General features: G+C 70.2%; 21 protein-coding genes and 1 tRNA gene. 14 read left to right on the top strand and 8 right to left on the bottom strand.

Annotated elements, in window-relative coordinates:
- Positions 1 to 12 precede the first annotated feature (12 nt).
- Positions 13 to 1209 carry an E22 family MetX-like putative esterase gene (locus ACSBPG_RS28980; protein WP_435540727.1) on the bottom strand — a complete coding sequence of 399 codons (1197 nt, stop codon included), beginning with the start codon at positions 1207 to 1209 and terminating at the stop codon, positions 13 to 15.
- 427 nt (positions 1210 to 1636) lie between these two features.
- Between ACSBPG_RS28980 and ACSBPG_RS28975 the strand changes: the two genes are divergently transcribed.
- From ACSBPG_RS28975 to ACSBPG_RS28965, 3 genes are all read left to right on the top strand, one after another.
- Positions 1637 to 2281 carry a hypothetical protein gene (locus ACSBPG_RS28975; protein ID WP_435540726.1) on the top strand — a complete coding sequence of 215 codons (645 nt, stop codon included), beginning with the start codon at positions 1637 to 1639 and terminating at the stop codon, positions 2279 to 2281.
- A 28-nt stretch (positions 2282 to 2309) separates the two neighbouring features.
- Complete coding sequence (locus tag ACSBPG_RS28970) at positions 2310 to 3998, top strand: methyl-accepting chemotaxis protein (protein WP_435540725.1); 1689 nt, start codon at positions 2310 to 2312, stop codon at positions 3996 to 3998.
- 202 nt (positions 3999 to 4200) lie between these two features.
- Positions 4201 to 4485: a hypothetical protein gene (locus tag ACSBPG_RS28965; protein WP_435540724.1), complete on the top strand. Its 285-nt coding sequence runs from the start codon at positions 4201 to 4203 to the stop codon at positions 4483 to 4485.
- Positions 4486 to 4678: 193 nt separating this feature from the next.
- Here the strand turns inward: ACSBPG_RS28965 and ACSBPG_RS28960 are convergent, their stop codons facing one another.
- Entirely contained in the window at positions 4679 to 5002 is a 324-nt protein-coding gene (locus ACSBPG_RS28960) for a hypothetical protein (RefSeq protein WP_435540723.1), read from the bottom strand.
- 79 nt (positions 5003 to 5081) lie between these two features.
- Between ACSBPG_RS28960 and cutA the strand changes: the two genes are divergently transcribed.
- Both cutA and ACSBPG_RS28950 read left to right on the top strand, forming a co-directional pair.
- The gene (gene cutA / locus ACSBPG_RS28955) at positions 5082 to 5405 is read left to right on the top strand and encodes a divalent-cation tolerance protein CutA (RefSeq protein WP_435540722.1); all 324 of its coding nucleotides are present in this window, start codon (positions 5082 to 5084) and stop codon (positions 5403 to 5405) included.
- 81 nt (positions 5406 to 5486) lie between these two features.
- Positions 5487 to 6710, top strand: coding sequence for an MFS transporter (locus ACSBPG_RS28950; protein WP_435540721.1), 1224 nt, complete (start codon positions 5487 to 5489; stop codon positions 6708 to 6710).
- A gap of 56 nt (positions 6711 to 6766) precedes the next feature.
- Here ACSBPG_RS28950 and ACSBPG_RS28945 read toward each other — a convergent pair whose 3' ends face one another.
- The 5 genes from ACSBPG_RS28945 to ACSBPG_RS28925 form a co-directional block, all read right to left on the bottom strand.
- Positions 6767 to 7618 (bottom strand): SPOR domain-containing protein, encoded by an 852-nt coding sequence (locus ACSBPG_RS28945; RefSeq protein WP_435540720.1) that lies wholly within the window; start codon positions 7616 to 7618, stop codon positions 6767 to 6769.
- A 163-nt stretch (positions 7619 to 7781) separates the two neighbouring features.
- On the bottom strand, positions 7782 to 9074 hold the full coding sequence (locus ACSBPG_RS28940) for an O-acetylhomoserine aminocarboxypropyltransferase (RefSeq protein WP_435540719.1): 1293 nt from the start codon (positions 9072 to 9074) through the stop codon (positions 7782 to 7784).
- Between the two features lie 29 nt (positions 9075 to 9103).
- Complete coding sequence (locus tag ACSBPG_RS28935) at positions 9104 to 9622, bottom strand: CoA-binding protein (protein ID WP_435540718.1); 519 nt, start codon at positions 9620 to 9622, stop codon at positions 9104 to 9106.
- Positions 9619 to 10425 carry an enoyl-CoA hydratase gene (locus ACSBPG_RS28930; RefSeq protein WP_435540759.1) on the bottom strand — a complete coding sequence of 269 codons (807 nt, stop codon included), beginning with the start codon at positions 10423 to 10425 and terminating at the stop codon, positions 9619 to 9621. Before ACSBPG_RS28930 ends, ACSBPG_RS28935 begins: the two co-directional genes overlap by 4 nt.
- Before the next feature lie 160 nt (positions 10426 to 10585).
- Entirely contained in the window at positions 10586 to 11500 is a 915-nt protein-coding gene (locus ACSBPG_RS28925; RefSeq protein ID WP_435540717.1) for a DMT family transporter, read from the bottom strand.
- A 232-nt stretch (positions 11501 to 11732) separates the two neighbouring features.
- On the opposite strand from ACSBPG_RS28925, the gene ACSBPG_RS28920 reads away from it, so the two are divergent.
- The 6 genes from ACSBPG_RS28920 (at position 11733) to ACSBPG_RS28895 (ending at position 15921) form a co-directional block, all read left to right on the top strand.
- Positions 11733 to 12209 (top strand): PaaI family thioesterase, encoded by a 477-nt coding sequence (locus ACSBPG_RS28920; protein WP_435540716.1) that lies wholly within the window; start codon positions 11733 to 11735, stop codon positions 12207 to 12209.
- 183 nt (positions 12210 to 12392) lie between these two features.
- Positions 12393 to 12857, top strand: coding sequence for a 50S ribosomal protein L13 (gene rplM / locus ACSBPG_RS28915; protein ID WP_435540715.1), 465 nt, complete (start codon positions 12393 to 12395; stop codon positions 12855 to 12857).
- Positions 12858 to 12861: 4 nt separating this feature from the next.
- On the top strand, positions 12862 to 13356 hold the full coding sequence (gene rpsI / locus ACSBPG_RS28910) for a 30S ribosomal protein S9 (protein WP_435540714.1): 495 nt from the start codon (positions 12862 to 12864) through the stop codon (positions 13354 to 13356).
- Positions 13357 to 13474: 118 nt separating this feature from the next.
- Complete coding sequence (gene argC, locus ACSBPG_RS28905; protein WP_435540713.1) at positions 13475 to 14527, top strand: N-acetyl-gamma-glutamyl-phosphate reductase; 1053 nt, start codon at positions 13475 to 13477, stop codon at positions 14525 to 14527.
- A gap of 65 nt (positions 14528 to 14592) precedes the next feature.
- Complete coding sequence (locus tag ACSBPG_RS28900; protein WP_435540712.1) at positions 14593 to 15111, top strand: gamma carbonic anhydrase family protein; 519 nt, start codon at positions 14593 to 14595, stop codon at positions 15109 to 15111.
- 246 nt (positions 15112 to 15357) lie between these two features.
- Complete coding sequence (locus ACSBPG_RS28895; protein WP_435540711.1) at positions 15358 to 15921, top strand: OmpA family protein; 564 nt, start codon at positions 15358 to 15360, stop codon at positions 15919 to 15921.
- Positions 15922 to 16065: 144 nt separating this feature from the next.
- Here ACSBPG_RS28895 and ACSBPG_RS28890 read toward each other — a convergent pair whose 3' ends face one another.
- Positions 16066 to 17865 carry a PHA/PHB synthase family protein gene (locus ACSBPG_RS28890; RefSeq protein ID WP_435540710.1) on the bottom strand — a complete coding sequence of 600 codons (1800 nt, stop codon included), beginning with the start codon at positions 17863 to 17865 and terminating at the stop codon, positions 16066 to 16068.
- 257 nt (positions 17866 to 18122) lie between these two features.
- On the opposite strand from ACSBPG_RS28890, the gene ACSBPG_RS28885 reads away from it, so the two are divergent.
- From ACSBPG_RS28885 to ACSBPG_RS28875, 3 genes are all read left to right on the top strand, one after another.
- Positions 18123 to 18527: a hypothetical protein gene (locus ACSBPG_RS28885; protein WP_435540709.1), complete on the top strand. Its 405-nt coding sequence runs from the start codon at positions 18123 to 18125 to the stop codon at positions 18525 to 18527.
- A gap of 72 nt (positions 18528 to 18599) precedes the next feature.
- Positions 18600 to 18675 (top strand) — tRNA-Glu (locus ACSBPG_RS28880).
- A gap of 10 nt (positions 18676 to 18685) precedes the next feature.
- Positions 18686 to 19837 carry a DUF6538 domain-containing protein gene (locus tag ACSBPG_RS28875; RefSeq protein ID WP_435540708.1) on the top strand — a complete coding sequence of 384 codons (1152 nt, stop codon included), beginning with the start codon at positions 18686 to 18688 and terminating at the stop codon, positions 19835 to 19837.
- The last annotated feature ends 33 nt before the right edge of the window (positions 19838 to 19870 follow it).

The following is a 19870-nucleotide window of genomic DNA, read 5'->3' as shown; positions in this document are numbered from 1 at the left end:
CGGCGCGGCGCCTCACTCCGCCAGGAAGGCGGCGATGGTCTCCCCGGCGGCGGCGATGTTCAGCACGCCGTCGAGATGGCCGCGGGTCGCGGTGATGGCGTCGCTGTAGCGCACCGGGACTCCGCGTGCGGCCAGCGTGTCCTTCAGCCGTCCCATGTGGCGATCGAGAAAGAAGACGATGTCCTCGCGCGAGGGGATCAGCAGGACCGGCGCCGTGATCTTCGCCAGCCCCTCTTCCAGGGTGCTGCCGTTGCCGGTGACGAAGGTCTGGTTGGCTTTCACCAGATAGAGGAAGTGATTGGCGTCGCTGGTGGCGGCGCGGGCGGCCCCGGCCCTGTCGAGGGCCGCTTCCACGAGGTAGCGGTTGTCCATGGCGGCGCGCGGGTCCTTGCCCTCCTCCGCCCACTTGCGGCCGAACGCGGCGTCGGCCCACTCCCAGTACTGCGCCTGCAGGGTGACCAGCTTCAGCGCCTCGGCGAGGCCGCGGGTCGGCTCCGTCTTGCCGTAGTAGTCGCCGCCGTTCCAGTTCGGGTCGAGCCTGATGGGGGCGGCCCAGGCGTTCAGCCAGCCGATCAGGAACGGATCGGCCTCGGCGCCGCCGATCACGGGGATGACCCGCTCGACCATTCCGGGATAGGCGGCCGCCCACTCGAACGCCTGGAGCGCGCCCATCGACGCCCCCATCACCGCGTGCAGCGAGCGGGCGCCGAGGCTGTCGAGCAGAGCCTTCTGGACGTTCACGAAGTCGCGGATGGTGACGACCGGGAAGCGCATGCCGTAGGGCTTGCCGGTGTCCGGATCGATCGAGGCGGGGCCGGTGGTGACCACGTTGGGGTCCTTGGCGCCCAGGTTGACCAGCGTGTCGGAGCTCACGATCAAGTACTTGTCGGTGTCCAACGGCTTGCCCGGCCCGATGATGGCGTCCCAGTAGCCCGGCTGCGCGTCGTCGGCCTTGTACCGGCCGGCGGCGTGCGAGCTGCCGCTGAAGAAGTGGGTGACGAGGATCACGTTGTCCTTGGCGGCGTTCAGCGTGCCGTAGCTCTCCCAGCCGACGCGGACGTTCCTGATCGTCGCGCCGCCGGTGGTCGTGTAGCTCGGCATTTCGAACACCTTCTTCTCGACGAGGGCGTCGAGGGCGAAGGCCGGTGACGCCACAGCCAATCCGGCCGCCACCAGGGCGCTGGCCATCCACGCCAGAGACGTACGCATGCGGTTCCTCCCCCGTATGGTTTCCCGGTTCGGTTTAGCGGCGAGTGTACGGCCGCAATCGGTCTTGTCCAGCCGGGCGAAGGGCAGGGGGCGCCGGCCGAACCGCCAGCCGAAGCGCGGCCGTACAGAATGATTCCACGATGAGAAATAAAGTTCGCGGCGTCTGCCGGTTCGTTGGACGGCTTACGAGAATGCCTCCTGGCATTCGTATTGCTACGAAACATGCCGCGTTGCGTACGCACACTGATGATCGGCGGGAATCGCGCTGCCGGCCGGCCAGTGTTTTCGCAGAATGCAAATCGTTTCGCACGGGGCGTTCATGCGCTGCGGAATGCCGCATGGGATCTGGGAAGAGGGAAGGCGTAGCATGTTTTTAATGCCACCGTGGGTACGTTGGCACCACTGCCAATTGCGGAGGTCCGGATCGATGGACGCCACGCACCTGACCGGAACCGCTCCGGCCGCGGGGGAGGGGCGCCGCCGTCGGGCGGCGGTCCTGTGTTGGGCGGCTGCGCTGGTGGTGTTCGCCGTGCCGGCGCACGCCCAGGAGATCGGCGACGACCTGCTCGCCTCCTTTCGCACGCTGGTGACCAAGCCGGTGGTGCTGATCGCCCTGCGGGCGCAGAACGAGCGGCACGCGGCGCTCGACCAGGCGACCATCGACGCGCTCGACGCGCGCTGGCGCCAGGAGGCCAAGGCGGCGGAACAGCCGCTGATCGCCCAGCTCATGGGCAGCCCGCTGTCCAACTACCTGATCAAGGTGAAGGCCGAATCCAACGGGCTGATCACCGAGGCCTTCGTGATCGACAACCGTGGGCTGAACGTCGGCCAGAGCAGCGTCACCTCCGATTATTGGCAGGGCGACGAGGCGAAGTTCCAGAAGACGTTCCTGGCCGGTCCGGACGCGGTCAACCATGGCGACGTGGAGGTGAGCGGGGAAACCGGGACGCGGCGCCAGCAGGTCGACTTCACCATCGTCGATCCCGACACCGGCCGGCCCGTCGGCGCCGCGACGTTCGAGGTCGATCTGGACGAGCTGGCCGAGCGCCGCTCCAAGCAGCCCAAGAGCTGACCACATCACACACGCCCGGGAGGGACCGATGTTCAAGAAGGTGAACGACCTGAAGATCGCCGCCAAGGTGATCGGGGCGGTGCTGGCCGTGCTGCTGACGACGGCGGCGATGGCGGGGATTTCCTACACCCAGGTCGTGGCGATCGAGGGCAGCGTCGCGGCCACCGTGACCGCGTACCGCGTCGTCGACGAGGCCGACCGGATGACCGCCGCGCTGGCCGAACAGCAGACGGCGCTGCGCGGCTTCCTGCTGAGCGGCGACCCCGCGTATCTCGACCCGTACCGTGCCGCCCGGGGCCGGTTCGACGAGACCCTGGCGCAGTTGAAGACCCTGACCGCCGCGCAGCCGGTGCAGCAGGAGCGTCTCGCCAGGGCCGGCGCGCTGGTGGCCCGCTGGCACGACGAGGTGGTGGCGCGGCAGTTCCGCCTGATGCGGCACCCCGACACGGTGAACGAGGCGCGCATGCTCGAGTCCGTCGGCACCGGCGACGTGCACACGGCGGTGATCCGCACCCTGGCCTCCGAGGTGGCGGAGGCCGAGAAGACCCGGCTGGCGGCGAGCGCCGTCGCCCAGCAGCAGGCGTTCACGACCACCTATCTGGCGGTCGGCATCGGCGTCGCCCTCGTCCTGGTGCTGGGGATCGGTGTCGCCCTGCTGGCCCGGCGCGTCATCGCCCGGCCGATCGTCGACATGACCGAGCGCATGCGCCGGCTCGCCGAAGGCGACCGCAACGTCACCGTGGTCGGGCTCGACCGCAGGGACGAGATCGGCGCCATGGCGCAGGCGGTGGAGGTGTTCAAGCAGAACGCCATCCGCGCCGACCGGCTCGCCGCCGAACAGCTCGCCGAGCACGCCGCCGAGGCCAGGCGCGCGGCCACCCTCGACGAGCTGGTCCAGCGCTTCGAGGCGACGGTCGGCGGCATCCTCGGAAGCGTCGGCAGCGCCGCCCGCCAGCTCGACGGGACGGCGCACGACATGGCCACCATCGCCGACCAGACCAACCAGCAGGCCACCGCGTCGGCCAGCGCCGCGGCGCAGACCTCGGCCAACGTCCAGACCGTCGCCACGGCCACCGAGGAGATGGCCAGCACCCTGCGCGAGATCGCCGGCCAGGTCACCCGCTCCACCGACATCGCCGGCCGGGCGGTGCGCGAGGCGGAGGAGACCAACGCCAACGTCGGGGCGCTGAACGAGGCGGCGCAGAAGATCGGCGACGTGGTCGAGCTGATCAACTCGATCGCCAGCCAGACCAACCTGCTGGCGTTGAACGCCACCATCGAGGCGGCGCGCGCCGGCGAGGCCGGCAAGGGCTTCGCCGTCGTCGCCTCCGAGGTCAAGAGCCTGGCCAACCAGACCGCCAGGGCGACCGAGGAGATCGCCGCCCACGTGACGGCCATGCAGCAGACCACCGGCGGGGTGGTCGGCGCGATCCACGGCATCGGCCGCACGATCGCCGCCATCAACGAGGTGGCGACTGCCATCGCCGGCGCCGTGGAGGAGCAGACGGCCGCCACCCAGGAGATCGCCCGCAACGTCCAGGAGGCGGCGCGGGGGACCGAGGAGGTGTCCAGCAACGTCGGCCAGGTGACCCAGGCCGCCGGTCACACCGGGACGGCGGCCAAGCAGGTGCTCGACGCCGCCGACGGGCTGAGCCGGCAGTCGGATCTGCTCCGCCGGGAGGTGGAGACCTTCCTCCACGGCATCCGGGCCGCCTGACCGGAGGGGCGCCTCCTTTCGTATGGGAGCCTCGCCGGTCGCCGGCCCGGCTTCCGGCGATCCTGTGGAGCGAAGGGGAGGGGGAGGGCGCTCGAACGGCCCCAACAGGAGGGGGCGGGGCATTCGGCTCTGCTCCCATGGTGCGTGCTGATCCCGATGGTCCGCAACCCCATCTCGGAGGCTGCAGACAACGGAGAACGGCATGCAGACCCTACCCGATGCAGCCCGTGCCGGCCTCGCTTCGCCGGCCGTCGGCATCGCCGCCGACGAGGCGGCCGAGCGCCTCGCCGCCTATCTCGCCGGCGTGCCCCACGACCTGCGCGACGCCGCCCTCCAGGGCTACCGCCGCGTGACGCTGGCGCTGCTGGCCCGCCGTGGCGTCGCCGAGGGGGCGGCCGAGGCGCTGGTGGACGGTGTCGTCGCCAAGATCCGTGCGCGGCTCGGCGCCATCGACCGCGCCGGCGGCACGGCGGTGGGCAGGGCGTGACCGGGCCCGTCCGGGCCGGACCTCGTCGGGCCCGGACGGCACGGTTAGAGCAAGATCGCTTCTGGTCGATCCGGCCAGAAGCGATCCCGCTCTAGCGGCCGCGGCGGCGCAGCATCCGCATCACGCCCTTGAGCAGGGCGTAGCGCTTGGCCCATTTCCACATGGCTCCCTCCTGTGCGGGGTCGACGACCCGTCAACAGGCGCCGCCGCGATCCGTCCCGCCCGTCGCCTGGGGACGGCGGAAGTCGATGGCGATGATGCGGCTGCGCCCGAACAGCGCGTCGCGTCCCGCCGCGGTCAGCCGGCAGACCAGCCAGTCCGGCTTCAGGGGGTTGGCGAACCAGCGCTCGGCCCAGCCGCGCTCCAGGCAGACGCGGACGACCCGCGCCCTGACCCGTTGCCCGTCCTCGTCGAACAGCGGCAGCTTGCCGCCGGGCTGGTCGAGGCCGCGGCGCAGCCACGCCGCCTCCGCGTCGGTCGGCGGGCGGGGGTCGGCGCGGTCGGGCGATCGGGGCATTGGCCGCCTCGGCGTCGCTGTGGCAGAGTCGGGCCATTCTAGGGACATTTCGTGGCGTTTGCAGCATCGGGGGTGGGAGATGGCCGGGCAGGACCTCGTCTTCGTCTACATGACCGCGGGCTCGCGCGCCGAGGCCGAGACGATCGGCCGGGCGCTGGTGGAGGAGCGGCTGGCCGCCTGCGTCAACCTCCTCGGCTCGATGACCTCAATCTACCGCTGGGAGGGGGCGGTGGAAACGGCCGAGGAGGTCGCCTTCGTCGCCAAGACCACGGCCGGCCTGTTCGACCGGCTGGCGGAGCGGGTGCGCGCGCTGCACAGCTACGAGGTCCCCTGCGTCGTCGCGCTGCCGGTGGATCTGGGAAGCCCCGCCTACCTCGCCTGGTTGCGCCGGGAGACGGCATGACCGCCATGCGGTGCGGCCGCTGGACGGGCCGCCGCGGCCCGTGAGATGGTCCGGCGAACCATCCACCTGCGGAGACGTTCGATGACCAACACGTCCGCCCGCCTCGCCGTCGCGTTCTCCTGGGTCGGGCACGCCCTGATGCACGTCATCACCGGGCTGTTCATGACCGTGGTGCTGGTCCTCGAACGGGAATGGAAGGTGCCCTACGACGAGCTGATCCGGCTGTGGACGCTGGGTTCGCTGATGATCGGGCTGACGGCGCCGCTGGCCGGCTGGCTCGGCGACCGCTGGAGCGATTCGCGGATGATGGCGATCTTCTTCGTCGTCACCGGCATCGGCTCGATCGCCGCCGGCCTGGCCGACGGGACGGACGCCCTGTGGATCGCCCTCGCCCTCATGGGCCTCGGCGCCTCCATCTACCACCCCATCGGCATGTCGTGGGTCGTCAAGAACGCCACCAACCGCGGCAGCGCCTTGGGCTATCTCGGCCTGTTCGGCACCGTCGGCGTGGCCTCGGCGGCGGTGGTCGCCGGCGGGCTCACCGATCTGTGGTCCTGGCGCGCCGCCTTCATCGTCCCCGGCGTGCTCAGCCTGGTGGTCGGGGCGGCGCTGGCCGCCTGCATCGCCGCCGGGCTGGTGGTCGACCGCAGCAACGACGTCAAGCCGCAGCCGGCGCCGGCGCGCGGCGACGTGGTGCGCGCCTTCTTCGTGCTCTCGGTGACCATGGTGTCCGCCGGGCTCATGTTCAGCGCCATGCAGGTGGTCCTGCCCAAGCTGTTCGAGGAGCGGCTGGCGGGGCTGGTGGGCGGCGGCACCTTCGGCATCGGCGGCCTCGTCACGGCGGTCTACCTCACGGCGGCGGTCCCGCAGCTGATCGGCGGCCATCTCGCCGACCGCTATCCGGTGAAGCGCATCTACGTGCTGTGCCTGCTCGCCCAGGTGCCGCTGATGGCGGCGCTGGCGGTGCTGGCCGGGGTGCCGCTGGTCGGCGCGGCGGCGCTGGTGGTGATCGCCTCCCAGGTGCAGATCCCGGCGGAGAGCCTGCTGCTGGCCCGCTTCACGCCGGGCCGCCACCGCGGGCTGGCCTTCGGCGCCAAGTTCATCCTGTCCTTCGGCGCCGGCCCGGTCGCCATCCAGATGGTCGCCTTCTTCTATGAGCGGTTCGGCGGCTTCCAGATGCTCTACGCCACCCTGTCCCTGCTGGTCGGGGCGGCCTTCCTGGCCGCGCTGCTGCTGCCGGGAGAGCGGCGCGAACCGGTGGCGCTGGCCGCCGGCGTCGGGGCGGCGCCCGCCGGCGGCGACTGACGCGGCCTCCGTTCGGCCGGCTCGCCCGGCCGGCGCCTCCGGTCACGGAAAGTCGGTCACAGGCGGTCCGGCCCGTCGGCGGCGGGCAGGGCCGCCAGCGCGCTGGCGCTCGGGACGGCACCGTCCCACGGCAGCAGCCAGGCGTCGGCGATTCCCCCGGCCCGTGCCCGGCCGAGCTGGCGCAGCGCGGTGGCGCGGCCGGCCGGAGGGAGCGCCACCCGGTAGCGGGTGCGCCCGTCCACCACCGCCTCGACGACGAGCGTGCCCGGGCCGAAGCGGCGCCGGTGCTCCTCCGCCTGGTCGCGGCGGGTGAAGCTGCCGACGACCACCAGCAGGCGTCCGGCGGCATGGTACGCGGGCGTGCCGGCCGGGCCGACGATTCCGGTGGGGGCGTCCACCGCCGCCGCGACGACGGTGCGGGTGCCGGCGACGGGGGCCTCCGCGGCGGTCGTCGTCGGCACCCCGCCCGCCGCTGACGGTGCGACCGCAGTTGGTGCGACCGCAGACGGTGTGGCCGGCGGGTCGGCGTCGCTGACCGTGCCGACCGGCGCCGCCGCCACCTCCACGCCGTCCGGCGCGGCGGCGGTGCGGGGCGGGGCGCCGCCGCCGCTCTCCGGGCCGTCCGGCGGCGCCCCCTCGACCTCGCGCATGACGGCGACGAGCAGGGGCGGTGGCGGCGCGTCCTCGCAGAGGCGGCCGCTGCGCAGGATGTTCATGAGGCCGCAGTCGCGCTCGGCGACGGCGGAGATGAGATGGTCGCCTGCCGACTTCTCGGTGCGCAGGAACAGCACCGTGTCGACGTAGAGGGACGCCACGCTCACGGCCACCGGCATTCCCGCGCAGCCGGCGAGGCCCAGGCCGGCCGCGGCGGCCACCACGGCCACGCTGGCGGTGCGGACGAGAGTCATGCGGCTTCCCCCGGCGTGGTCGGCGCGTCCGGTCGGGTCGGTGCGACCGTTCGTGTAGGGTCCACCCCGTCCGCGTCGGAGTCAAGGGAAGGGTCGGGTTGGGCGCGGATACGCCCACCGCGCCGCCCCTCCCCCTCTCCAAAGGGGGAGGGGCGGGCGACCGTCAGCCGGCCGCCCGCAGGGCGCGGTCGAGGTCGGCGACGATGTCGTCGGCGGTCTCGATGCCGATCGACAGGCGGATCACCTCCGGTCCGGCGCCGGCGGCGGCCTGCGCCTCGGGGGGCAGCTGGCGGTGGGTGGTCGAGGCGGGATGGATGATCAGCGAGCGGCTGTCGCCGAGGTTGGCGACGTGGCTGAACAGCTCGACGCTCTCCACCAGCTTGACGCCGGCCTCGTAGCCGCCCTTCAGGCCGAAGGTGAAGACCGAGCCGGCGCCCTTGGACAGGTATTTCCCGGCGGCCGCCTTGTACGCGGAGGAGTCGAGGCCGGCGTAGCTGACCCAGGCGACCGCGGGGTGGCTCTCCAGGAAGCGCGCCACCGTCAGCGCGTTGGCGCAGTGGCGCTCCATGCGCAGCGGCAGCGTCTCGATGCCGTTCAGGGTCAGGAAGGCGTTCAGCGGCGCCTGGCTGGGCCCGAGGTCGCGCAGCCCCACGGCGTGGCCGTGGATGGTGAAGGCGAGGTGGCCGAACGTCTCGTGGAAGCGCAGGCCGTGGTAGCCCGGCTCCGGCTCCGACAGGGCCGGGAACTTGCCGTCCTTCGACCAGTCGAAGGTGCCGCTGTCGACCACCACGCCGCCGAGCGACGTGCCGTTGCCGGACAGGAACTTGGTGGTGGAGTGCACGACCAGGGTGGCGCCCCACTCGATGGGCCGGCACAGGTACGGGGTCGCCAGCGTGTTGTCGACGATCAGCGGGATGCCGGCGTCGGCGGCGATGCGGCCGAGCGCCTCGAGGTCGCTGACGACGCCGCCGGGATTGGCCAGGCTCTCGCAGAACAGCGCCTTGGTGTTGGGGCCGATGGCGCGCCGGACGGCGTCCAGGTCGTCGAAGTCGGCGAAGGTCGCCTTCCAGCCGAAGGCCCGGGGGAAGCTGTTCTTGAACTGGTTGATGGAGCCGCCGTAGAGCTTGTTGGAGGAGACGAAGTCGTCGCCCGGCCCCATCAGCGGGAAGAGGGCCAGCATCTGCGCGGCGTGGCCGGAGCCGGTGCAGGTGGCGCCCGCACCGCCCTCCAGGTTGGCCATCCGCTCCTCCAGCGCCGACACCGTCGGGTTGGTCAGGCGGGAGTAGATGTAGCCGACCTTCTGCAGGTTGAAGAGCGACGCCGCCTCGTCCGCGTCCTCGAACACGTAGGCGGTGGTCTGGTAGATCGGCACCTGGCGCGCGCCCGTGGCCGGGTCGGGCGCCGCCCCGGCATGGATGGCGCGGGTCTCGAAGCCGAACGTCTTCTGCTCGCTCATAAGGCGATCCCCCCTCGTTTGGTCCTGGATCAGATCAGTTTCTTGAAGCTCTTGACGGGGCGCTTGGCGCCGAAGAGGACGTTGGAGTTGACGCCGATCCGGCCGATCTCGCCGAACAGGCGCTGGTACTCGATCTTCGGGCAGCGGTTCATCACCACGGTCAGGCCGGCCGCCTCGGCCCGGCGCGCCGCCGCGTCGTTGCGCACGCCGAGCTGCATCCACACCACCTTGGCGCCCGCCGCGATGGCCTCGTCGACGATGCCGTCGGCGGCGCGGGCGTTGCGGAAGATGTCGACCATGTCGGGCGGCTCCGGCAGCTCGGCCAGCGCGGCGTAGGCCCGCTCCCCCAGGATCTCCCGGCCGGCCAGCTTCGGGTTCACCGGGATCATGCGGTATCCCTTGTCCTTCAGGTACTTCAGCACGAAGTAGGAGGCCCGCACCGGATCGTCGCTGGCGCCGACCACGGCGATGGAGCGGACGCGCTCCAGCACGCCGCGGATGAAGTCGTCGCTGTAGCTGTCGTGGTCCACCGGCCGCTCCCCGCTCATCGGCCGCACCACACCGGCGTCCGCTTGGCGAGGAAGGCGTCGATCCCCTCCTCGGCGTCGCGCGCCAGCATGTTGCGGGTCATCACCTCCGCCGCGTAGGCGTAGGCCTCGGCGGTCGGCATCTCGACTTGGCGGTGGAACGCCTCCTTGCCGACCGCCAGGGTCAGCGGCGACTTGCCGGCGATGGTCGCGGCGACGTCCGCCACCGTCGCGTCCAGCCGCTCGGCCGGCACCGCCCGGTTGATCAGGCCGATCCGCACGGCCTGGCCGGCGTCGACCATCTCGCCGGTCAGCAGCATCTCCATGGCCGCCTTGCGGCCCACCGCCCGGGTCAGCGCCACCATCGGCGTCGAGCAGAACAGGCCGATGTTGACGCCGGGCGTGGCGAAGCGGGCGTCGTCGGCGGCGTAGGCGAGGTCGCAGGTGGCGACGAGCTGGCAGCCGGCGGCGGTGGCGACGCCGTGGACGCGGGCGATCACCGGCGGCCGCACGCGCTGGATCGTCAGCATCAGTGCCGTGCAGGTGGCGAAGGTCTCCTCGTAGAAGGCGCGGTCGGGGTTGGCGCGCATCTCCTTGAGGTCGTGGCCGGCGCAGAAGGCCGGCCCGGCGCCGGCCAGCACCACCGCCTTCACCGCCGCGTCCGCCGCCGCCGCCTCGAGCGCCGCCGTCAGGGCGCGCATCATGGCGAGCGACAGGGCGTTGCGGGCGCCGGGCCGGTTCAGGGTGAGCGTCGCCACCCCGTCGCGGTCGGCGCGCCGGACCAGGGGTTCGGTGTCGCCGCAGGGCGCGCCGGTCGCGCTCATCGCCATGCTCCCCTCCTTCGTCGATCGGTCGCCCGCCGGGGCGGGCCGGGGCATCAGACGGCAAGGCGCGGCAAAGTTCAACGGGAATCCGGAACGGCGGGCTTGTATAAACTCCGGAAAGGACGTTCCGCGCTTGTGCAATGCGCGCCGGGGCGGCGCCTCACGGACGGCGCGCCGGCCGGGCGCGGACCTGCTCGCGGTAGAGGATGTAGATGCCGCTGGCGACGATCACCCCGGCGCCGAGCAGGGTCGTCCAGGCCGGCACCTCGGCGAACACCAGCACGCCCCAGCCCGTCGCCCACACCAGGGTGGTGTAGCCGAAGGGGGCCACCACCGCGGCGGGGGCCGCGGTGTAGGCGCGGATCATGCAGAAATGGCTGCTTGCCCCCAGGCTGCCGAGCAGCAGCATGAGCCCGGCCGCGGTCAGGTCGGGCGTCTCCCAGACGAACGGCAGCGCGGCCGAGCACACCGCCGTCCCGACGACGCTGGTGTAGAAGAAGGTGGTCAGGGTCGGGTCGCTGGTCTTCAGCATGCGGGTGATGATCTGGTAGAGCGCGTTGGCCACCGCGGCGCTCAGCGGCAGCAGCACGGTCCACTGGAAAGCGCCGCTGGCCGGCCCGACGATCAGCAGGGCGCCCGCGAACCCCGCCAGCACCGCCAGGCCGCGCCGCCAGCCCACCGTCTCCTTCAGCAACGGGATCGACAGCACGGTGATCAGCACCGGCGTGGAATTGAGGATCGCCGTGACGTCGACGAAGGGCAGCAGCCCCAGCGCCGTCATCATCAGCAGGGTGACGGTCAGCAGCATCAGCGAGCGCACGAGCTGCAGGCCCGGCCGCCGCGACACCAGCAGCCCCGGCGCCCGCCAGCCGACCAGGGCGGCGGCCAGCACGAGGTGGACGGCGAAGCGCGCCCAGGCCACCTCGAGCACGGGGTAGCTCTGCACCAGCACGCGCGTTATGGCGTCCTGGCTGACGAACAGGAAGGTGGTGGCGACCATCCACGCCACGCCCGCCCGTGCGGACGCTCCCGCCGCGTCGATGACGGGCGCCGCCGGCCTCTCCAGGGAATCCACGATGTCGCATCCTGAGGGAATGGGTTGCGCACAGTACTAGTATATCAATCGATCCGGCAACGTCCGCCGCGGGATGGCAGCGTTGCTCGCCGCGGCCGCGCCGGGAACGGGGGAGGGGACGCCGTCCGCCGGCGTGCGGGCGGCGCACCCGCCGCACGCCGGACCGTGCGGTTCCGTATGGCGTGCGCTACGATGGGCCGACGCCAACGAAGACGACAGGGGAGGGCAGCCCGTGACCCAACAGCAACCCGCCATCGCCGCGGCCGACCTGGAGGCGCTGATCCGCGAGGGCGTGCCGCTCGTCGGCAACTTCGGCATCGTCATCGACGAGCTGGCGGCCGGCTTCGTGCGCATGCGCATGCCCTACAAGGACGATTTCGTCCGGCCCGGCGGCACGGTCACCGGGCCGGCCATGTTCGGCCTGGCCGACGTGGCGCTCTACGCCGCCGTCCTGTCGCTGATCGGCCGGGTCGAGCTGGCGGTCACCACCTCGATGACCATCAACTTCCTGCGCCGCCCCGCCCCGGTGGCGCTGCTGTGCGAGGCGCGCGTGCTGAAGCTCGGCAAGCGGCTCGCCTATGGCGAGATCCTGCTGTTCTCCGAGGGCTCCGCCGAGCCGGTCGCCCACGCCACCGGGACCTACTCCATCCCGCCCCACGACCCGGTCACCGTCGCGGTAGCGGGATACCACGATTCCGCGGGTCCGTAAAAGATCCTTTGAGATCAATGCTCTTTGCCGGACGGTATCCTGATACCTCTCTGCCAACACCTTGAATATGCTGGTGTTTTTTTCGGTTGACTCGGGGCCTGCGTCCCCGTACAAAACCGGCCGCTTCGGCGCCGCGGGATCCGGCGGTCCGCCGATCCACGATTCACGCGAACGAGTGTGGCGATGAAGACCTTCAATCTGAAGCCGACCGACATCGACAAGAAGTGGTACGTCGTCGATGCCGACGGCGTCGTTCTCGGCCGGCTCGCCAGCATCCTGGCGAACATGCTCCGCGGCAAGCACAAGCCGACCTTCACCCCGCACATGGATTGCGGCGACCACATCGTCGTCGTCAACGCCGAGAAGGTGAAGCTGACCGGCAACAAGCGCCGCGACGACTATTTCTACTGGCACACCGGCTATCCCGGCGGCATCAAGGGCCGCTCCAAGGGCCAGATCCTCGACGGCCGCTTCCCCGAGCGGGTCATCATGAAGGCGGTCGAGCGCATGATCCCGCGCGGGCCGCTGGGCCGTCGCCAGATGACCCATCTCAAGGTCTACAAGGGCCCCGCCCACCCGCACGAGGCGCAGCAGCCTGCCGCGCTCGACATCGCCGCGATGAACCCGAAGAACAAGCGGAGCGCGTAATCCCATGGCTCAGGTCACCACCACCATCTCCAGCCTGAAGGATCTGCAGGCTGCCGGTGCGACCGGCACCGAGGCCGCGCCCGCCGAGACCGCCGAGCCGAAGCTGGACAAGTTCGGCCGCGCCTACGCCACCGGCAAGCGCAAGGACGCCGTCGCCCGCGTGTGGGTCAAGCCGGGCACCGGCAAGATCACCGTCAACGGCCGCGACCTGGAGGTCTACTTCGCCCGCCCGGTGCTGCGCATGATGATCAACCAGCCCTTCTCGCTGGTCGACCGCGCCGGCCAGTTCGACGTGCTGTGCACCGTCGCCGGCGGCGGCCTGTCGGGCCAGGCCGGGGCCGTGCGCCACGGCATCTCCAAGGCGCTGACCTACTACGAGCCGGCCCTGCGGCCGCCGCTGAAGGCCGCCGGGTTCCTCACCCGCGACGCCCGCGTCGTGGAGCGCAAGAAGTACGGCCGCGCCAAGGCCCGCCGCAGCTTCCAGTTCTCCAAGCGCTAAGCGCGACCGGCCCCGCCGTTCACCGTCAGGAAAAGGGGGCGTCCCGCGCGGGGCGCCCCCTTTTCGTGTTATCGTCCTTGCCCCCGCGGGCAGCGTCCAGCGTGTCGAGAGAGATCCCATGGCCAACGACCTCACCCCGATCCGCATCGGCATCCTCGGTGCCAGCGGCTACACCGGCGCCGAACTCGTGCGCCTGCTGCTGCGCCATCCGGCGGCGCAGTTGACGGTCCTCACCGCCGAACGCCAGGCCGGAAAGCCGATCGCCGAGGTGTTCCCCCACCTCGCCGGCCACGGGCTGCCCGACCTCGTCAAGATCGAGGACGTCCCCTGGGACAGGCTGGACCTGGTGTTCTGCGCCCTGCCGCACGGCACCACCCAGGAGATCGTCGCCGGCATCCCCAACGGCCTGCGCGTCGTCGACCTGTCCGCCGACTTCCGGCTGGCCGACGTCGCCGAGTACGCGACCTGGTACGGCCACGAGCACCGCGCCCCCGCCCTGCAGAAGGAGGCCGCCTACGGCCTGACCGAGCTGAACCGGCAGGGCGTGCGCAAGGCCCGGGTCGTCGCCAACCCCGGCTGCTATCCCACCTGCTCGCTGCTGCCCCTGGTGCCGCTGCTGCTGGAGGAGATGATCGAGCCCGGCGGCATCGTCATCGACGCCAAGTCCGGCGTCTCCGGCGCCGGCCGCGACGCCAAGCAGGCCAACCTGTTCGCCGAGGTGTCGGAGGGCTTCAACGCCTACGGCGTCGGCTCGCACCGCCACATGCCGGAGATCGAGCAGGAGCTGCGCCTCGCCGCCGGCCGCCCGCTCACCGTCTCCTTCACGCCGCACCTCGTGCCGATGAACCGCGGCATGATGGCGACCATCTATGTCCGCATGACCGACGGCACCAACGCCGACGACCTGCGCGAGGCGTTGAACCGCAAGTACGCCGGCGAGCCGTTCGTGCGCGTCGTCCCGCCCGGCGTCGCCCCGGCCACCCGCCACGTGCGCGGCTCCAACCACTGCCTGATCGGCGTGTTCCCGGACCGCACCGCGCGCGGCGCCATCATCGTCTCGGTCATCGACAACCTGGTGAAGGGCGCCTCGGGCCAGGCCGTGCAGAACATGAACGTCCTGATGGGCCTGGGCGAGACGACGGGGCTCGAGCAGGCGCCGTTGTTCCCCTGAGCACGGCCGTCCCCCGCCCCGTCGCCGGGCGGGGCGGGGGACGGCGGGCGTCCGAGGAGGCCTCCATGTCCGGTGTCATCCTGCCGTTCCGCGGCGTGCGGCCGCGCATCGACCCCAGCGCCTACGTGGCCCCGACCGCGGCGGTGATCGGCGACGTCACGGTCGGCGCCGACTGCGGCGTCTGGTTCGGCTGCACCCTGCGCGGCGACGTCAACGCCATCGTCGTCGGCGCCCGCACCAACATCCAGGACGGCACCGTCGTCCACGTCTCCTCGACAGGACAGGGGACCTACATCGGCGACGATGTCACAGTCGGGCACCTCGCGCTGTTGCATGCGTGCACCTTGGAGTCCGGCTGCTTCATCGGCATGAAGGCCTGCATCATGGACGACGCCCTCGTCGAGTCGGAGGCGATGGTCGCCGCCGGGGCCCTGGTGACGCCGGGAAAGCGCGTCCGCGCCGGGGAATTGTGGGCGGGCAGCCCGGCGCGGCGGCTGCGCGACGTCGAGGAGGGGGACCGTGCCGAATTCGCTCGCCTGGCGAACCTCTACGTCGACCTCGCCCGTGTCTATCGGGACACATGAGGCCGCTTTCGCTGGGGTACCCACTCGACGAACGGCCAGTGCGGTGGTAGGTGTGATCCCGGCGGTTTCGTGCCCAGGCGGAGAGTCCTGTAGGGCTTCCGGACGATGGGAAGGAACGGCTTCGATCCCTATGTCATTTTGGGATCGCGGTCAACGGTGGCGCGTTAGGACGGTTGCCGTGGCGTTGCCGGGCACGTTGCGCACCGGTCGCATCGAGATGCTGAGGGTAACCGGAGGATAGAACAGATGAAAAGCAGCATGCGAAACGGACTGGCCATGGCGTCGGCGATCATCATCGCCGGCTTCGCGTCTCAGGCATTCGCTCAGACCGCACAGTGGTGCAATCCCGTCCTCACGGCGGCGAACCTCCCGGTGATGAGCGCCGGCGGGACCCCCGTCCTGCACGCCGGCAGCTATCCGTGCCCGGTGACCGCCGCCCCGGTGGCGGCGCCGGCCGTGCAGCCGCAGTACCAGGTGTTCTTCGACTGGGATAAGTCGAACATCACGCCGGCCGCCGACCGGATCATCTCCGACGTCGTCGCCGCGGTGGGCACCGGGCAGAACGCCCGCATCCACGTGATCGGCCACACCGACACGTCGGGCCCGCCCGCCTACAACCAGGGCCTGTCCGAGCGCCGCGCCGCCTCGATCAAGCAGGCGCTGGTCGCCAAGGGCATCCCCGCGGCCAGCATCACCACCGAGGGCGTGGGCGAGACGCAGCTGCTGGTCCAGACCGGCCCGAACGTCCGCGAGCCGTCGAACCGCCGCGGCCAGATCCTGCCGCGCGGCGCCAACATGCCGTCGTCCTGATCACGGGACGAACGTCGTCCGGCGCGACGAGAACGGCCCCGGGGGAGCGATCCCCCGGGGCCTTTTTTCATGGCGCGCCGGTCGCGGAGTGGGCCGGCCGGCGGGGACGGCCGCGTGTCCCCGGCGGCCGTCCCGGAAGCCCGGTCAGACGATGCGTTCCTTGACGTAGGCGCCGGGGGCCTCCTCGATCGCCGGCAGCGGCCCCTTGGCCGGGTCGCGCGCCTCGACCTTGCCGTTGGCGTGCTTGCCCACCCAGCGGTTCCACTCCGGCCACCAGGAGCCCGGGGTCGGCTGGGCGTCCTTCAGCCAGTCGTCAGCCGCCTTCGGCAGCTTGGTGCTGGTCCAGTAGCAGTACTTCTCGGCGGCCGGCGGGTTGACGACGCCGGCGATGTGGCCGGACGCCGCCAGCACGAACTTGACCGGGCCGGCGAAGATCTGCGTGGCCGCGTAGGTGCTCTTCCACGGCGCGATGTGGTCCTCGCGGGTGGAGAGGAAGAAGGACGGGGTCTTGATCTTGCGCAGGTCGATCGGCACGCCGCCCAGGGTGAGGGCGCCGGGTTGCACCAGGAGGTTCTTCTGGTACATGTTGCGCAGGTAATAGCTGTGCATCGCCGCCGGCATGCGCGTGGAATCGCTGTTCCAGTACAGCAGGTCGAAGGGGAACGGGTCCTTGCCCAGCAGGTAGTTGTTGACGACGAACGACCAGATCAGGTCGTTGGCGCGCAGCATGTTGAAGGTCGTGGCCATCTTCGAGCCGTCGAGATAGCCCTTCTCGTTCATCTGGCTCTCGAGGAAGGAGAGCTGCTCCTCGTCGATGAAGACCGACAGTTCGCCGGCCTCGGCGAAGTCGGTCATGGTGGTGAAGAAGGTGATCGACTTGATGCGGTCGTCGCCCTTGGCCGCCATGTAGGCGAGGGTCGCCGCCATCAGGGTGCCGCCGAGGCAGTAGCCGATGGCGTTGACGTCCTCCTCGCCGGTCTGCGTGCGGATCGCCTCCAGCGCCGCCAGCGGGCCTTCGAACATGTAGTCCTCGAAGGACTTGCGCGCCAGCGTCTCGTCCGGGTTCACCCAGGACAGGACGAAGACGGTGTGTCCCTGGTCGACCGCCCACTTGATGAAGCTGTTCTTCTCGCGCAGGTCGAGGATGTAGTACTTGTTGATCCAGGGCGGCACGATCATCAGCGGCCGCTTGTTCACCTGCGCGGTGGTGGGCGTGTACTGGATGAGCTGCATCAGGTCGGTCTGGAAGACGACCTTGCCCGGCGTCACCGCGACGTTCTTGCCGACCTGGAAGGCGTCGTAGTCGGTCATCGAGATGCGCAGCTCGCCCTTGCCGCGCTCCAGGTCCTTCAGCAGATGCTCCAGCCCCTTCACCAGGTTCTCGCCGCCGGATTCCACGGTGGTGCGCAGCACCTCGGGGTTGGTCATGACGAAGTTGGAGGGCGCCATGGCGTCGACGAACTGGCGGGTGTAGAAGTCGACCTTGCGGGCGGTGTGGTCGTCCAGCCCGTCGACCTCGTTGACGGTGGACTGCATCCAGCGGGCCGACAGCAGGTAGGATTGCTTGATGAAATCGAACAGCGTGTTCTCGTCCCAGGCCGCGTCCTTGAAGCGGCGGTCGTCCTTGGCCGGGGTGATGACCGGCGGCGCCTCCTGGCCCAGCAGGCGCTGGGTGGTGCGCTGCCACAGCGTCAGATAGTCCTGCCACAGGGACATCTGCGCCTTCATCAGCTTGGCCGGGTCCGCCATCAGGCGGGTCGTCATCTCCAGGAACGCGCTGCCGATGCCCATGGGGTCGGGGTTCCCCGCCGCGGCGCCGTCGCCGGTCTGGCGCGCCAGGAACTCGGTGACGAGGCGCTGGCTTTGCTCGGCGATGCGGGCCATCGCGCGGGACAGCTCGACGGGATCGGGCAGCTTCACGTCGGGGGCCTGGTTTTCGGCCATGGGTGCGGTCCTTTTTGGTCGCGTTTGGGCTTCAGGTTGGGGCAAGCTCAGGTTTATACAAAGCCGGCTGGTTTTTGAAACGGGCTTCGTGTGCCGGGGGCCGGCGGTTCGACCGGAATCGGCGGAACCGGGGTCCGCGACGGGTCGTTGCCGGATGGTGCAGGGGCGTCATACACGCGTCCGGTTAAGGTTTCGTGTTTCCGCTCGCGCCGACGGGCGGGCAGCAGGGCGGGGGTCGCATGGGTGTGGGGAGCGGGATGCGGGTTCGTGGGATGGGGCGCCGGGCGCCGGCGGCGCTGGCGGCGGTCGTGTCGGCGGTCGTGTCGGCGGCGGCGCTGTCGGCTGGCCTGCTGGCGGCGGGGTGCAGCGACCGCACCCTGGACACCGGCCTGGTCGGCGGCCTGACCGGCGCGCGGCGCGACCTGCCCGAGACGCCGGTCCGCCCGATGACGGGCGAGGAGAAGGCCTATCCCAACCTGGCGACGGTGCCCGAGCGCCCCACCGACATCCCCACCGTGGCGGAGCGCCAGCGCGACCTGCGCTCCCTCGAAAGCGACCGCGCCGCCGCCAAGGCGGCGGCGGAGGCGCTGGAGCGCGAGCTGGGACCGGTGACCGTGCCGCCCCGCCCCGACCTGACGCCGGGTCGCCCCGCCGGCGGCTGAGCGTGCGGGCGGGCGTGCAGAAAAGGCCTTGATTTGTCGGCGTCCGCCCGCTAGTTCTCTCGCGTCCACGCGGTCCCCATCGTCTAGAGGCCTAGGACACCGCCCTTTCACGGCGGCGACAGGGGTTCGAATCCCCTTGGGGACGCCATTTTCCGCGCGTGAGCCAACTCAAGCACTTACGGAAGCCGGAACGGCCCTGTGTACCACTCGTGTGTACCAGTGGGGTCGCCGTGGGCTTGCAATCCTTCCTCCTCCGACGTGGCGCAACGTACTCCTATCGCGTGCGGGTTCCCCGAGACCTCGTGCCGTTGCTGGGCGGACGGAGAGAGTTGAAGAAGGCGCTTGGCACCGCCTGTCCGGTCACGGCAAAGTCTCGCGCCGCCATCATTCATGCGGCGGTTCAGACCCTCATGGCGAGACTGCGCATGACCAGCCTCCCGGCGGATGCCGAAGCGTTTCTCGAATTCATGAAACGGGCCACTGAGTGGTCCGAGGCGATGCTCATCGAACACCTCGATAAGCTTCCGCCGGAACAACAGGCCGAGTTCCGTCACCACGCCGCCACGATCCGGACGGCGCTGGCCGGGACCAAAGCGCACGTGAAGGCGGCCGAGCTGGAGACGGTGAACCGTGGCCTGCAACAAGCTCTCGCCCGGGGAGCGGCTCCGGGCGTCCCGTCCGAGCAGATCAGCGTGATCATTGAACGCATGGAGGCGATCGCGGCGCAGGTCACCCCCAATCCGCTCAAGGGCTTGGATGAAAAGGCGAGGCTTCCGATTTCCGAATTCCTCGATGAATTTCTTGAAAAGAGGAATCTTAGCAGAAGTAGTGTGTATAATTACAGGCGTTGTTTTCGAATTCTTACGGATTTGCTGGATGGCAAGGCTGTTGGCCTAATCGACACCCGTGATTTGCAGAGGTTTCATGAATTGTTGATGGACACTCCGAGCGACAAGGGGGATGGAAATTTCCTAAAGCAGGACACTATTAGCCGCTATATCAGTAACGTTAGTTGCTTTTTTGATGAGTTTGCCATTCCGAATCATCTTGCGCACGACAATCCAACCCGGCGAGTTGTGGTTTTGCCAGACAAAGATGGTGATGAAGACAGTCCATCCCGGCGGCCCTACACGGTAGATGAGTTGACTGTAATCTTCGATGCTCCCCTCTATCGCGGATGCAAGTCAGAGAGCCGAATCGACGAGCCTGGGGATTTCATACCGCGAAATCACAAGACCTATTTTCCGCTGGTTGCGCTGTTTTCTGGTAATTGCTCACGGGGTTGGCGCGAGCTGTTGTTCAGGCGATAGCGAAGTCGCCGTCGATGAGGCTGCGGACAGCGG

The sequence above is a fragment of the Azospirillum sp. ST 5-10 genome (assembly GCF_051225715.1).
Taxonomy (GTDB): domain Bacteria; phylum Pseudomonadota; class Alphaproteobacteria; order Azospirillales; family Azospirillaceae; genus Azospirillum.
The sequence above is the reverse complement of the archived record's forward strand: the minus strand, read 5'-3'. Positions and strand labels throughout refer to the sequence as shown.

What these genes read in the sequence shown, in the direction of transcription:
- ACSBPG_RS28980 (WP_435540727.1), bottom strand. Translation starts at nt 1,209, where the DNA reads ATGCGTACGTCTCTGGCGTGGATGGCCAGCGCCCTGGTGGCGGCCGGA.
- ACSBPG_RS28975 (WP_435540726.1), top strand. Translation starts at nt 1,637, where the DNA reads ATGGACGCCACGCACCTGACCGGAACCGCTCCGGCCGCGGGGGAGGGG.
- ACSBPG_RS28970 (WP_435540725.1), top strand. Translation starts at nt 2,310, where the DNA reads ATGTTCAAGAAGGTGAACGACCTGAAGATCGCCGCCAAGGTGATCGGG.
- ACSBPG_RS28965 (WP_435540724.1), top strand. Translation starts at nt 4,201, where the DNA reads ATGCAGACCCTACCCGATGCAGCCCGTGCCGGCCTCGCTTCGCCGGCC.
- ACSBPG_RS28960 (WP_435540723.1), bottom strand. Translation starts at nt 5,002, where the DNA reads ATGCCCCGATCGCCCGACCGCGCCGACCCCCGCCCGCCGACCGACGCG.
- cutA (WP_435540722.1), top strand. Translation starts at nt 5,082, where the DNA reads ATGGCCGGGCAGGACCTCGTCTTCGTCTACATGACCGCGGGCTCGCGC.
- ACSBPG_RS28950 (WP_435540721.1), top strand. Translation starts at nt 5,487, where the DNA reads ATGACCAACACGTCCGCCCGCCTCGCCGTCGCGTTCTCCTGGGTCGGG.
- ACSBPG_RS28945 (WP_435540720.1), bottom strand. Translation starts at nt 7,618, where the DNA reads ATGACTCTCGTCCGCACCGCCAGCGTGGCCGTGGTGGCCGCCGCGGCC.
- ACSBPG_RS28940 (WP_435540719.1), bottom strand. Translation starts at nt 9,074, where the DNA reads ATGAGCGAGCAGAAGACGTTCGGCTTCGAGACCCGCGCCATCCATGCC.
- ACSBPG_RS28935 (WP_435540718.1), bottom strand. Translation starts at nt 9,622, where the DNA reads ATGAGCGGGGAGCGGCCGGTGGACCACGACAGCTACAGCGACGACTTC.
- ACSBPG_RS28930 (WP_435540759.1), bottom strand. Translation starts at nt 10,425, where the DNA reads ATGAGCGCGACCGGCGCGCCCTGCGGCGACACCGAACCCCTGGTCCGG.
- rplM (WP_435540715.1), top strand. Translation starts at nt 12,393, where the DNA reads ATGAAGACCTTCAATCTGAAGCCGACCGACATCGACAAGAAGTGGTAC.
- rpsI (WP_435540714.1), top strand. Translation starts at nt 12,862, where the DNA reads ATGGCTCAGGTCACCACCACCATCTCCAGCCTGAAGGATCTGCAGGCT.
- argC (WP_435540713.1), top strand. Translation starts at nt 13,475, where the DNA reads ATGGCCAACGACCTCACCCCGATCCGCATCGGCATCCTCGGTGCCAGC.
- ACSBPG_RS28900 (WP_435540712.1), top strand. Translation starts at nt 14,593, where the DNA reads ATGTCCGGTGTCATCCTGCCGTTCCGCGGCGTGCGGCCGCGCATCGAC.
- ACSBPG_RS28895 (WP_435540711.1), top strand. Translation starts at nt 15,358, where the DNA reads ATGAAAAGCAGCATGCGAAACGGACTGGCCATGGCGTCGGCGATCATC.
- ACSBPG_RS28890 (WP_435540710.1), bottom strand. Translation starts at nt 17,865, where the DNA reads ATGGCCGAAAACCAGGCCCCCGACGTGAAGCTGCCCGATCCCGTCGAG.
- ACSBPG_RS28885 (WP_435540709.1), top strand. Translation starts at nt 18,123, where the DNA reads ATGCGGGTTCGTGGGATGGGGCGCCGGGCGCCGGCGGCGCTGGCGGCG.